Origin of the sequence: Allobosea sp., from assembly GCF_017308075.1 — a bacterium.
Lineage (GTDB): Bacteria > Pseudomonadota > Alphaproteobacteria > Rhizobiales > Beijerinckiaceae > Allobosea.
The window spans coordinates 202504-215018 of the sequence record NZ_JAFKFX010000028.1; the positions used below are offsets into that span (position 1 = coordinate 202504).

Here is a 12515-nt window from a genome sequence, read left to right on the forward strand (position 1 = left end):
CCTCACTCGGCCGCCTGCGGCAGGGCCTCTGGCGGCGGGCGGTCGAAATCCTCGGAGAAATGGCTCAGCGCGCTCATCACCGGCATCGGTGTAAGTCCGCCCATGGCGCAGAGCGAAGCGTCAGTCATCAGCCGGTTGAGGTCGCGCAGCACGGCGAGATTCTTCGGCCGCTCATGGCCGGCGATGATCTTGTCGACGATTTCGACGCCGCGCGTCGCACCGATGCGGCAGGGCGTGCACTTGCCGCAACTCTCCTTGGCGCAGAATGCGAAGGCGAAGCGGGCCTGCTTGGCCATGTCGACGCTGTCGTCGAAGACGACGATACCGCCATGGCCGAGCATCGCGCCGATGCCGGCCAGCGCCTCGTAGTCCATCGGGGTGTCGAGCTGCTTTTCGGTGAGATAGGCGCCGAGCGGCCCGCCGACCTGCACGGCCCGGATCGGCCGGCCCGACAGTGTGCCGCCGCCCATCTCCTCGATGATCGCGCGCAGCGAGATGCCGAAGGCGAGCTCGATCAGCCCGCCGCGTTTGACATTGCCGCCGAGCTGGACCGGCAAGGTACCGCGCGAGCGACCCATGCCGTAATCGGCATAGGCCTTGCCGCCATGGTCGAGGATCCAGGGCACGGCTGCGAAGGAAAGGACATTGTTGACGACGGTCGGCTTGCCGAACAGGCCCTGGAGGGCCGGGATCGGCGGTTTTGCCCGGACGATGGCGCGCCTGCCCTCGAGGCTTTCCAGCAGCGAGGTCTCCTCGCCGCAGATATAGGCGCCGGCGCCGACGCGTACCTCCATGTCGAAATGCCGGGTCGAGCCCATCACGGATGCGCCGAGAATGCCGGCATTGCGTGCCTTCAGCACGGCCTGCTGCATCGTCCTGATCGCGTGCGGATATTCCGAGCGGATATAGAGATAGCCCTTGGTCGCGCCGACCGCGATCGCGGCGATCGTCATGCCCTCGATCAGCAGGAAGGGGTCGCCCTCGAACAGCATCCGATCGGCGAAGGTGCCGCTGTCGCCCTCGTCGCCATTGCATACGATATATTTCTGCTCCGCCTTGGCGTCGTGGACCGTCTGCCACTTGATTCCAGTCGGGAAGCCGGCACCGCCGCGCCCGCGCAGGCCCGATGCCTTGATCGCGTCGACGATGCCCTGGCCGGACAAGGCGAGTGCCTTTTCCAACCCCTTCAGGCCGCCAAGCCTGCGATAATCAGCGAGCGAGAGCGGGTCGGTGACGCCGACGCGCTCGAAGGTCAGGCGCTGCTGGCGCCTGAGCCAGTCGAGTTCCTCGACCTGGCCGAGGCGCAGCTTATGCGCCTCGCCGCGCTCGAAGCCGGCCTCGAACAGCCCGGCGACGTCCTTCGCCGCGACCGGGCCATAGGCGATGCGGCCCTTCGAGGTCTCGACCTCGACCAGCGGCTCCAGCCAGAGCATGCCGCGCGAGCCGTTCCGGACGATCTCGACATTGCGGCCGCGCGCCTGCGCCTCCTGCGCGACGGCGCGGGCGACCGCCTCGGCACCGACCGAGAGCGCTGCCGCGTCGATCGGGACGTAGATCCGGACCGTCTCGCTCATTGCCGGCCTCCGCACAGCGCGGCGACGCGATCGGCATCGACCCGGCCGATCAGCTCGCCGTCGCTCAGGGCGGAGGGGCCGAGCGCGCAATTGCCGAGGCAGTAGACGGTTTCGACCACCGCATCGTGGCCGCCGCCATGGCCGTCGACGACGATGCCGTGCTCGCGCGCTAGGTCCTCGACCAGCGTCTCGCAGCCCAGCGCCTGGCAGGCCTCGGCCCGGCAGAGCTTGACGACGCGCCGCGGCGGCGGGGCCGTGCGGAAATCATGGTAGAAGGAGATGGTGCCGTGGACATCGGCCCGCGACTGGTTGAGCGCCTCGGCGATCAGCGGCACGGCCTGCGGATCGACATAGCCGAATTCTTCTTGCAGGGCGTGCAGGATCGGCAGGGTCGCACCTTCGAGATGAGCGAGGCCGGCAATGAGCGAGCGCGCCTCGTCCTGATCCCAGGCTGGGTATTGGGCCATCGTCCCTCCAAGGAAGCCGTTTCGCGACTTTCGAATTTCCGCAGAGGGTGACGAAGTTTAGGATGATTTCAAATCGTTTGTTCTGACTGATCGATAGGTTTTGACTATTAAAAAGGAAGTGGGCTGCGTTGCCGATCCGCCGGGGCGTAGAAAAATCGCCGATAGCCTTTGCTTATCGTTTGGCTGGCCGGGCGGGGGCCGTCCCCTTCGACTGTTTCGATAGTCTGTGGCTATTTGACGATGGGGCGCCGCGGCAGCGCCGCATCGGCCACCGTGTCGGACATCATCAGCAGGTTGCGCGCGAGCGGCGCCGCGGGCTGACGATCGGCCATGATCAGGCCGATCGTGCGCTTGGCGTCGGGCGCGGTGAGCGGCAGCGCCTTGGTGCCGAGCGGGACGCCGAAGAACTCCAGGAGCTGGATCGAGACGATGCTGGAAACGCCCTGGATGCCGGCATGCGAGCACAGGTTGAAGATCGAATTGGTCTCGATCGCCGGCTTCGGGGCATGGCCAACCGAACGGAAAATGCCGTCGATGATCCGCCGGTTCTGCATGTCCGAGGTCAGCAGGCAGAGCTTCAGCGCGGCGGCTTCGGCCCAACTGATCGTCTCGCGCCCTCCGAGCGGCCCGTCCTCGCGGGTCAGCAGGACGTATGATTCCTGGTAGATCGGTTTGGAGACGACACGTTCCAGCGGCTCGTTGTCGAGATAGGTCAGGCCGACATCGAGCTCGAAATTGTCGATTCCGTTCTGGATCTCGGTCGAGGTCAGCGACAGCACGGTCAGCGCGGCGCCGGGATAGCGCGTCGAGAACGGTGCGGTGATGTGAGCGATCATCGGCAGTGCGGTGGGGACGGCGCCGAGTCTGATCCGGCCGCTGACGCCCTCGCGCAGCTCCGCGATCGCGTCCTTCATCTGATCGGCCTCCGCGAGGATGCGGCGCGCATGGGCGAGCACGACCTCGCCCTCCTTGGTCAGCCCCTGGAAGCGCCGGCCGCGCTCGACGATCAGGATGCCGAGTTCCTCCTCGAGCTGGGCGATGGCGGCCGACAGGGTCGGCTGCGAGACATGGCAGGCCTCGGCGGCGCGGCGAAAATGCTTCTCGCGGGCGAGCGCGTCGAGATAGACCAGTTGGCGGATGATCATGCGGCGGTTCTGCCCCAGCCTCGGCGCGAGCGTTTCTTCGGCGAGTATTTCTTGGGCATGAGCATTTCGGTAGCCGCCCGGCTTGGCAAGCGCTAGAGCCGGCAGGGTCCAGTCCCGTCTCGGTCCGCACGGCTTGATCTGCATGGCTTTACCTCGTCCGCGCCTGTCCGCGAGCGCCTGTCCCGCCCCGGCATCAGCCGCGCTCCCGGTCTTCCTCGCTGCCGAGCGCCGAGCGTGAGCGTCGTCCTCGCCTGCGATCTCGGCGGCACCTCCTTCCGCGCCGCGCTCGTCGACGGGAGCGGGCGGCTTTGCGCCCAGAGTGCCGTTCCGGGGCCCGCCAGCCTCGATATGGCCGGCGCGTCCGAGATCGATGCCGATGCCTGGTGGCGCCTGCTGATCGAGGCCTGCGCCGGGCTCGACCGCGAGGCGCCCGAGCTCTTCGCCGCCATCGAGGCTGTCGCGATCTGCGGCGTCACCCGGACCCAGATCATCCTCGGGCAGGGCGGCAGGCCGTTGCGCCCGGCGATGACCTGGAAGGATACGCGCGCCGAAGCCGCGGCCGCCCGCCTGCGCGCGCGGCTCGACCCGGCTCATGCCGAGCACGCCGCGATCAATGCCTTCCACCCGCTGGCGCGGCTGGCCTGGCTGCGCGAAGCCGAGCCGGAGACGGTCCGTGACCTCGCGACCGTGCTCGAGCCCAAGGACTATCTGAACTTCCGCCTGACCGGCGTTCTGGCGAGCGATCCTGTCTCCATGGCACGCCTGCGCGCCTGCGCAGCGTCGGGCCCCGCCGGCGACCTGCTCTCGGCCGCCGGCTTTCCGGCCACGATCCTGCCGGCGCTGCGCGAGCCCTGGGAGCAGGTCGCTCCGGTCCTGCCGGGCCTGCCGGCGCCTCTCGACCGGCTGGCGGGCGCGCCTGTGTTCTGCGCCTCCAATGACACCTGGGCGGCGGTGGTCGGCCTCGGCGCGATGCGTGACGGCTATGCCTACAACATCTCCGGCACCACCGAGGTTCTGGGCATGCTCGGGCCGGAGCCGGCGCAGGCGCAAGGGCTCCTCACCGTCGACTGGCGCGGCCTGTTCCAGCTCGGCGGTCCCAGCCAGACCGGTGCCGACACCGTCTCCTGGCTGCTCGCTCTGCTCGGGCGCGACGGCGCGGCGATCGGCGCGGAGATCGATGCGCTGCTTTCGGGCGCGCGCCAGGGGCAGCCGGTGCTCTTCCTGCCCTATCTCCAGGGCGAGCGCGTGCCCTATTGGAATCCGTCGCTGCGCGGCGCCTTCATCGGCTTGAATCGCCGGCACGGTGCCACCGATCTCGCCTTTGCGGTTCTGGAAGGCGTCGCGTTCCTCAACCGGATCGTGCTCGAGGGTGCCGAAGCTGCGACGGGAAGGCCCGTTACCGAGATCCGCTTCGGCGGCGGGGGCGCGGCGAATCCGGTCTGGAGCCAGATCAAGGCCGATATCTGCGGCCGGCCGGTCGTCGTCGGCGCGTCGCCGGAGCCCGGCCTGCTCGGCGCCGCCATCATCGCCTTCACCGGGCTCGGCCGCTTCGCTTCGCTGGCGGAGGCGCAGGAAGCGCTTGTCGCGACGGCCTCCCGTTTCGAGCCCGATCTCTCCCGCAAGCAGGGTTATGACGCACTCTTCGCCCTCTACCGCCGCAGCGAGCAGGCGCTCGGGCCGATCTCGCAGGAGCTCGCCACCTGGTCCTGGGGGGGCAGCCGGCCCTGAAGTCCCGCTCCGGGGCAATCGCGATCTCCACCGGGCGATTGCGATTGGGGTTGCCGCGCCCGGCTTTGCGCCTTACCGACGGGCATCCAGACCTCCGAGTTCCCGCATGCCGCCGCCCGATCCCGTGAAGCCTGTTCCCTCCCGTATCTGCCTCCGGCCCAGCTTCGCCTGATGGCACGGCCCGTCACTCTGATCACCGGCGCATCAGGCGGTATCGGCGGCGCGCTCGCCAGGGCCCTGGCGCCCGGCCATCGGCTCGTCCTGTCCGGGCTCGAGGCCGGTCCGCTCGCCGAAATGACGGCGGGCATCGAAGCGAATGGCGGCGAGGCCGTCGGGCTCGCCGGCGATGTCCGCGATCGCGAGCTCGGCAAGGCGCTGGTCGAGCTTGCCGTCTCGCGCTTCGGCTGTCTCGACAATCTCGTCACCGGGGCAGGGGCCTCGCGCCCGGTGCCGATGGTCGAGATGGAGGACGAGGAATGGGACAAGTTCGTCGACATCAACCTCTCGGCCGCCTTCCGTGTCTCCAAGGCCGCCGCGAAGCAGCTGATCGCACAGGGTGAGGGCGGCGCCATCGTCCACATCTCCTCGATCGCCCATAGCAATGGCGGCGCGAACCTCGCCTATGGCGCGGCCAAGGGCGGTGTCGCGACGTTGACCTACGGCATGGCCCAGCAGCTCGGCCGGCACGGCATCCGGGTGAATGCGGTCGCGCCCGGCATCATCGACACGCCGATGGTGCGCGGCGGCTTTGCGAGCCAGTTCGACGCCCTGGTCGAGGGCGCCGCGCAGCGTACCCCGCTCGGCCGGCTCGGCCGGCCGGAGGATGTCGCCGGCGTCATCGCCTTCCTGCTCTCGCCGGCGGCCGCCTTCGTCACCGGCGCGCTGATCCCGGTCACCGGCGGCATCGAAATCCTCTCGCCGATCTCGGCGATCGCCAAGGGACCGGCATGATGGCCGGCATGAGCATGCGCGACTTCATCGGCCGCTACGGCACGGCGCTGGCCGGCCTCCTGCTGATCGTCTTCTTCGTCGCCTTCGCGCCGAATTTCGCGACGACGATGAACATCGTCAACGTGCTGAAGGATACCAGCTTCCTCGCCATCCTGGCGCTCGGCTTCGCCCTCGCCTTCACCGTCGCCGAGCTCGATCTCTCGATCTCGGAGATGGCGAGCCTCGCTGCCGTGGTCTGCGGCTGGCTGGTGCAGTTGCAGTATCCGCCGCTGGTCGCGGTCGCGGCGGCGCTTGCCGTTGGCGTCGTGCTCGGCTCGGTCAACGGCTATGGCGTCACCGTGCTGCGCATCCCTTCGCTGATTATGACGCTCGGCACGGCGGCGATCGCCAAGGGCTTCGCCTTCATGATCACCCAGGGCGTCGCCTTCGTCGGGCGCTGGCCGACCGGCTTCACCGGGCTGGCCCGCGGCTATAGCTTCGGCATTCCCAATCTCGTGCTCTGGCTCGCCGGCGTCACGCTCTTCGCCTGGGGGCTGGTCAAATGGACCCGCACCGGCGCCCATATGGTCGCGACCGGCGAGGCCGACGAGGCGGCGCGGCTCGCCGGCATCGCCACGGCGCGGATGAAGCGCATCGGCCTCCTGCTGGCCGGCGTCCTGGCCAGCATCACCGCCGTCCTGCTCGCCGCCAACCTGTCCTCGGCGGCGCCCAACATGGCCGGCGACTACCTGCTCTACGCGATCGCCGCCGTGCTGCTCGGCATGACCATGTTCGAGCCCGGCAAGCCGAACGTACCGGGCACGGTCTTCGCGGCGCTGGTGCTCAAGGTGCTCGGCAACGGCTTGGTGCTGCTCGGCCAGCCCTATTACGTTCAGGACATGGTTCTCGGCCTGATCATCATCGGCTCGGTCGCCTTCTCGGCCAGCGCGATGAAGAAGGCGGCATTCAAGGTCTGAGGTTTGGCTATCATCTCGTCGCTCCTCAGGATGAGGGCCGGGGAGAAACGGAAGTCGGAGGGGAAAGACAATGAAGACAATGAAATCGCTCATGCTGGCGGCCGCTGCCGTCGTCGGTCTGGGGCAGGGCGCGCAGGCTTTCGAGCTCGGCGTCATCGGCTTCCAGTTCACCTCGGAGACCCATGCCCGCGTCGCCAATGCGGCGGCCGCCGCGGCCAAGGCCAAGGGCTGGAACGTCACGCTGCTGAATTCCGAGGGCGCGCTGCCCAGGCATGCCGAGCAGTTCGACGCGCTGATCGCCAAGAAGGTCGACGCGATCATCATCGCCATGGGCAAGCCGGTCGAGGCCGACGCGCAGTTCAAGGCGGCCAAGGACGCCAAGATCCCGGTCATCACCGTGCAGTCCGGCGCGAGCCCGCATGCGCTCTTCGACATCCAGACCAATGAGTACAAGGTCGGTGCCGAGGCCGCGCTCTACCTGCTTGGCCAGCTCGGCTACCAGGGCAACATCGTCTCGGCCCGCTTCGACCTCAACGTCGCCTCGCGGATCCGCGGCAAGCTGCTCGACGCCGTGCTCTCCGAGAACCAGGCGGTGAAGGAACTCGGCAAGTTCTCGATGGCCCGCACCCAGAGCTGGCGCGACGATGTCCGCGCCGGCATGCAGGCGCTGCTCCTGCAGAACCAGGGCAAGATCAACGGCATCTGGGCCTCCTTCGACGGCCAGGCCTATATCATCGACGACCTGCTGCAGGCGCAGGGCGTGAAGAAGGGCCAGATCCCGCTGGTCTCGGTCGATGGCGGCAAGGAGACCTATGCCCGCATCGCCGATCCGAACTCGACCTTCATGGCCACCGTCTCGATCCCCTTCGAGGAGATGGGCAAGCAGGCAGTCGACGCGGTCCAGACCATCGTCGTCGACAAGAAGCCGAAGGAGGCCATCACCTCCGGTCCCTATCTCTTCACCGACGCCGTGCTGGTCGACAAGAACAACGTCCAGCAGTTCCTGAAGTGAAGATAAGGGCGAACCTCTCATCGTCATGGTCGGGCTTGTCCCGACCATCCACGTCTTCGCTGGTCGAAGGCTGTGTTCAAGACGTGGATGCTCGCCACAAGGGCGAGCATGACGGACGGAGCTTTCGGAGCCATTTGCGATGACCGCCACCCCCCTCCTGTCCCTGCGCGGCATCGGCAAGAGCTACGGCCCGGTCGTGGCGGTGCGCGAGGTCGATCTCGACATCCACCCCGGCGAGGTCGTCGCCATCTGCGGCGACAACGGCGCCGGCAAGTCGAGCCTGATCAAGGTCATTTCCGGGGCCGAGGAGGCGACGGCGGGCACGATCTCTATGCGCGGCAAGCAGGTCGTCTTCGCCTCGCCGCATGATGCGCTCAGCCATGGCGTCGCGACGATCTACCAGGATCTCGCGCTCGCCCCGCGTCTCTCCATCGCCCAGAACGTCTTCATGGGCTCGGAGCTGACCAAGCCCGTGCTGCTGCCCTTCCTGCGCGTGCTCGACAAGAAGAAGATGGCCGATGAGGCACGCGGCTTCCTCAAGCAGCTCTCGGTCGCGGTCGAGGATATGGACCGGCCGGTCGAACGGCTTTCCGGCGGCCAGCGCCAGGCGGTCGCGATTTCGCGCGCCCTGCGCTGGAAGGCCGAGATCATCATCATGGACGAGCCCACGGCGGCGCTCGGCGTCAAGGAGACGGCGCTCGTCCTCGATCTGATCCGCAAGCTCAAGGCCGACGGCAAGACGGTATTGCTGATCAGCCACAATATGCGCGATGTCGTCGCGCTCGCCGACCGCGTGGTGATCATGGGCGCCGGCCGAAAATATGTCGATCAGCCGCTCGGCGGTCTCACCGCCGACGATCTCAGTCACATGATCATGGCCGGCAACGCCCGCGCCGCCTGAACACCATGCGCGAAACCATCATCATCGACACCGATCCCGGCCAGGACGACGCCGTCGCCCTGCTGCTCGCCTTCGCCAGCGCCGCCGAACTCGATCTCAGGGCGATCACCACCGTCGCCGGCAATGTCCCGGTGGCACAGACCACCGCCAATGCGCTGCGTATCCGCGAGCTCGGCGGGCGCGAGGATATCCCCGTCCATCGCGGCGCCGATGTGCCTTTGGTCTATCCGCTTTCGACGGCGGAGTTCGTCTGCGGGCCGGACGGGCTCGCCGGTGCCGATCTGCCGCCGCCGCGTGGCGAGGCTGCGCCCGGCCACGCCGTCGAGGCGCTGATCGCGATCCTGCGGGCGGCTCCGGATGACGGCGTCACGCTCTGTCCGCTCGGGCCGCTGACCAATCTCGCGCTCGTATTCCGGCTGGCGCCGGACGTGCTGCCGAAAGTGAAGCGCATCGTCCTGATGGGCGGGGCGCTGGCGCTCGGCAACGTCACTCCGGCGGCCGAGTTCAACATCCATGTCGACCCGCATGCGGCGGCGATCGTCTTCGGCTGCGGCCGACCTATCGTGATGATGGGCCTCGGCGTGACGCTTCAGGCGATCGCCGCGCACGGGCAGGTCGCGCGCCTGCTCGAACACGGCAACGCGGCCGGCCGCGTCGTGCACGGCATGCTGACCCGGCCGCGCCCCGGCGGGCTCGGCACGGTCGGCCACCCCATGCACGACCCCTGCGTCATCGCCTTTCTGCTCTGGCCCGAACTGTTCTCCGGCCGCGATTGCCATGTCGAGGTCGAGACCAATGACGGCCCATTGCGCGGGCGCACCACCATCGACTGGAACGGCCGCCTCAAGCGCGAGCCCAACGCCCATGTCGTCGCGACCGTGCAGGCCGAGGCGCTGTTCGAGCGGATGTTCGCCCGCCTCGCGACCCTGCCCTGACCGGAGAAGACCATGCCCCATTTCGTCGAGGATCTGCAGCAGGAGGCGCAGCGCGCCGTCGCGGCCATGCAGAGCGCCGCCCTCGCCGCCCGTCATATCCATGCCCGCGCCGAGCTGATGCGGCATATGCTGACCACGGCCCGCAAGGTTGCCACAAAGCCGAAGGCAGAGGCCGTCGAGACCGTGGTGCGCGAATGGATGGATGCCTGGAATCTCGGCCGCAGCGAGTGGCCGCATATCGCCCGCGAGATGGAAGCCTTCACCGAAGCCTTCCACGACTATGCCAATGATCCCAGCGACGCCCATGACGCGGCGCTGCGCCGGAGCTGCGAGGCGCTCGACGCCGCGCTCGCCCGCGAGGGCACCTCGATTAGCGAGCAGATGGCCTTCCGCTCGCAATGCGCCCATCGCTGGTGGGAGCTGGTCGTACCGGTCCCGGCCGATCTGCCCGGCGCCAAGCCGCGCCCCTCGGTGCCGGTGCTGGCGGACGGGGCGCCGTTCTGGGAGGCCGGCTGCGCCGATTTCTGCCGATGAGTGCTGTGCCGAGCGCCGCTGGCGGGGTCCATCTGCGTGCGCTGAGGCCGGATGATCTCGACGACTGCCACAGCCTGTCGGTGGCGGTCGGTTGGGCGCATCGGCGCGAGGATTGGGCGTTGGTGCTCGGCCTCGGCCAGGGGCTCGCCGCCATCGCCGAAGGCGAGCTCGTCGGCACCGCGATGTGGTGGGCGTTCGGCTTAGGCCACGCTTCGTTCGGCAGCATCATCGTTGCGCCTGAGCGCCAGGGCGCGGGCATCGGCAAGCTGCTGATGCAGGGGCTGATCGAGGCCACGAGCGGCCGTTCGCGCGGCCTGATCGCGACCGAGGAGGGCCGGCCGCTCTATGCGAAATACGGCTTCGTGCCAGCCGGTACGGTCCTGCAGCATCAGGGGTCGGCACCGGCGATCGCAGCTCTTCCCTTGGATCCGGGCGAAACTCTGCGCCTTGCGACCGAGGCCGATCTTCCGGTTCTGGCCGGGCTCGACGAGGCCGCGACGGGCCTGCCGCGTGCCCCGGTTCTCGCGGCCCTGCTTGATCGCGGCGAGGCGCATGTTCTGGAACGGGACGGCGTCGTCGCGGGCTTCGCGGTCCTGCGCCGCCACGGGCTGGGCTGGCTGATCGGTCCCGTCGCCGCCATCGACGATCGGGCGGCGCGCTGCCTGATCGCTCATGGCCTGGCCGCCAGGCCGGGCGAGTTCATTCGCGTCGACGTGCCCGCGCCGACGGGCCTCGGTGGCTGGCTCGGCGAGCGCGGCCTGCCGCAGGTCGCGTCCGGTCTTGTCATGGCACATGGCCAGCCACCGATCGCCCGCGGTCCGGCGAGGCTTTTCGCCCTGGTCAACCAGGCGCTGGGCTGACCAGCATCGCCACGGGACGCGTCGCCTGCGCCCGTAGCCCGCTCCAGCCGTGATGCAGGGTGTAGAGGCCGACGAGCACGATCAGGACGCCCGAGACATAGGGCGCCCGTGCCGCGAGGGTCGACAGCCAGCTCGATCGCTTCTCGGCCGCGCGCAGGCTGAGCGAGGCGACGACGCCGACCGAGACCAGGGTCAGCGCCAGGCCGATCGAGAAGCACAGCACCAGCACGGCGCCGAGCGTGATCTCGCGCAGCTGCATGCAGATCAGCAGCACGGTGATCGCGGCGGGGCAGGGGATCAGGCCGCCGGTCAGCCCGAACAGCGCGATCTGCCAGGTCGTCACCGGCCGGCCCGAGAAACGACGCCGGATGTCCTCGGCATGGGCACGCTGATGGGCATCCATCGGCGCGTCCTCGCCGTCATGGCGATGCGCGTGGCCGTTCCCATGCGAATGTCCGTGGGAGTGCCGATGGGAATGACCGTGCGAATGGCCATGACCATGCGTATGCCCGTGCCCGGCCGTCCGTAACGCTGTCTGCTCCGTCCATGTCCGCCAGATCATCCAGAGCGCGATCGCGATGATGATCAGGCCGGAGGCGAGCTGGAACCAGGGTTCCGTCGCCTCGGCGTCGAGATCGCGCGCCAGATAAAGGCCGGTCAGGGCCACCGCCCAGACCACCAGCGTATGCGAGAGCGTCGCGGCGAGGCCGAGCAGCACCGCTTGCGGGACGGAGCCCCGCACCGCGACGATGAAGGCCGCCATCATCGTCTTGGAATGGCCGGGCTCGAGCCCATGCAGCGCGCCGAGCAGGATCGCGCTTGGAATGAACAGCCAGGCATGGCCCGCACCCTGTGCGAGCAGTTCGGTGAAGCTAGGCACGCGCTCGTGCTCCGGATCCGGAACGGATCGAACGCTGCCGTGCCGTCCGGCATCTGCCGGCGCTGGTCGGGGGCGCCCGTCTCGTCCTCGCCCGCCCGATCTTCGGGATGCGCCCGGTCTCGCGCCGGCGCCTGCCTGATCGGGGTCCGCTTGTGCAGCGGCTGGACCGGCCTATAACCTCCCCAGGAGGATAGGATCAAGATGCAGGACGATGCCCACGCCAAGATCCACCATCATCGACACCCGGAGGTCATCACCCGGCTGAGGCGGGCCGAGGGCCATCTGCGTGCGACCATCGAGATGGTGGTCGATGTCCGCTCCTGTCTCGACATCGCGCAGCAACTGCAAGCGGTCGAGGGAGCGATCGCGAATGCCCGCAAGATCCTGATCCAGGAGCATATCGACCACTGCCTGGAGGAGGCTGCCGGCCATATCCCGGATGGCTCGCGCGAGCTGCTGGCCGAATTCAAGGCGATGACCAGGTTCCTCTGAGCCGGCGCCAGCGAATGGCCGGGTTGCCTGCACGGCGCTGGCGATCTCGCCCCCTGTCGCGCATGATCGCGGTTGAAACG

General features: G+C 68.5%; 13 protein-coding genes. 9 read left to right on the forward strand and 4 right to left on the reverse strand.

Annotation, left to right across the window (positions count from 1 at the left end):
- Positions 1-2: 2 nt before the first annotated feature.
- From J0J10_RS10410 to J0J10_RS10420, 3 genes are all read right to left on the reverse strand, one after another.
- Entirely contained in the window at positions 3-1574 is a 1572-nt protein-coding gene (locus tag J0J10_RS10410) for a formate dehydrogenase beta subunit (RefSeq protein ID WP_291646400.1), read from the reverse strand.
- Positions 1571-2041: an NAD(P)H-dependent oxidoreductase subunit E gene (locus J0J10_RS10415; RefSeq protein ID WP_291646402.1), complete on the reverse strand. Its 471-nt coding sequence runs from the start codon at positions 2039-2041 to the stop codon at positions 1571-1573. The genes J0J10_RS10410 and J0J10_RS10415 overlap by 4 nt, the downstream gene beginning before the upstream one ends.
- Positions 2042-2271: 230 nt before the next feature.
- Positions 2272-3186 (reverse strand): LysR family transcriptional regulator, encoded by a 915-nt coding sequence (locus J0J10_RS10420; RefSeq protein ID WP_291646403.1) that lies wholly within the window; start codon positions 3184-3186, stop codon positions 2272-2274.
- A gap of 234 nt (positions 3187-3420) precedes the next feature.
- Here J0J10_RS10420 and J0J10_RS10425 point away from each other — a divergent pair, with 234 nt between their 5' ends.
- The 8 genes from J0J10_RS10425 (at position 3421) to J0J10_RS10460 (ending at position 11063) form a co-directional block, all read left to right on the forward strand.
- On the forward strand, positions 3421-4914 hold the full coding sequence (locus J0J10_RS10425; RefSeq protein ID WP_291646405.1) for a xylulokinase: 1494 nt from the start codon (positions 3421-3423) through the stop codon (positions 4912-4914).
- 171 nt (positions 4915-5085) lie between these two features.
- Positions 5086-5865: an SDR family NAD(P)-dependent oxidoreductase gene (locus J0J10_RS10430; RefSeq protein WP_291646407.1), complete on the forward strand. Its 780-nt coding sequence runs from the start codon at positions 5086-5088 to the stop codon at positions 5863-5865.
- Between the two features lie 8 nt (positions 5866-5873).
- Entirely contained in the window at positions 5874-6821 is a 948-nt protein-coding gene (locus J0J10_RS10435) for an ABC transporter permease (protein ID WP_291646409.1), read from the forward strand.
- A gap of 70 nt (positions 6822-6891) precedes the next feature.
- A complete protein-coding gene (locus J0J10_RS10440; RefSeq protein ID WP_291646410.1) occupies positions 6892-7833 on the forward strand; it encodes a sugar ABC transporter substrate-binding protein in 942 nt (313 codons plus the stop codon).
- Positions 7834-7972: 139 nt separating this feature from the next.
- A complete protein-coding gene (locus tag J0J10_RS10445) occupies positions 7973-8734 on the forward strand; it encodes an ATP-binding cassette domain-containing protein (RefSeq protein WP_291636127.1) in 762 nt (253 codons plus the stop codon).
- A 5-nt stretch (positions 8735-8739) separates the two neighbouring features.
- Positions 8740-9669: a nucleoside hydrolase gene (locus tag J0J10_RS10450; RefSeq protein ID WP_291646411.1), complete on the forward strand. Its 930-nt coding sequence runs from the start codon at positions 8740-8742 to the stop codon at positions 9667-9669.
- A 12-nt stretch (positions 9670-9681) separates the two neighbouring features.
- Positions 9682-10203, forward strand: a complete 522-nt coding sequence (locus tag J0J10_RS10455; protein WP_291646413.1) for a hypothetical protein — start codon at positions 9682-9684, stop codon at positions 10201-10203.
- The gene (locus tag J0J10_RS10460) at positions 10200-11063 is read left to right on the forward strand and encodes a GNAT family N-acetyltransferase (RefSeq protein ID WP_291646415.1); all 864 of its coding nucleotides are present in this window, start codon (positions 10200-10202) and stop codon (positions 11061-11063) included. Before J0J10_RS10455 ends, J0J10_RS10460 begins: the two co-directional genes overlap by 4 nt.
- On the opposite strand, the gene J0J10_RS10465 is transcribed toward J0J10_RS10460, so the two are convergent.
- Positions 11044-11943, reverse strand: coding sequence for a nickel/cobalt efflux transporter (locus J0J10_RS10465; RefSeq protein WP_291646416.1), 900 nt, complete (start codon positions 11941-11943; stop codon positions 11044-11046). The genes J0J10_RS10460 and J0J10_RS10465 overlap by 20 nt on opposite strands.
- A 201-nt stretch (positions 11944-12144) precedes the next feature.
- Between J0J10_RS10465 and J0J10_RS10470 the strand changes: the two genes are divergently transcribed.
- Positions 12145-12435, forward strand: a complete 291-nt coding sequence (locus tag J0J10_RS10470) for a metal-sensing transcriptional repressor (protein WP_291636137.1) — start codon at positions 12145-12147, stop codon at positions 12433-12435.
- Positions 12436-12515: the final 80 nt, after the last annotated feature.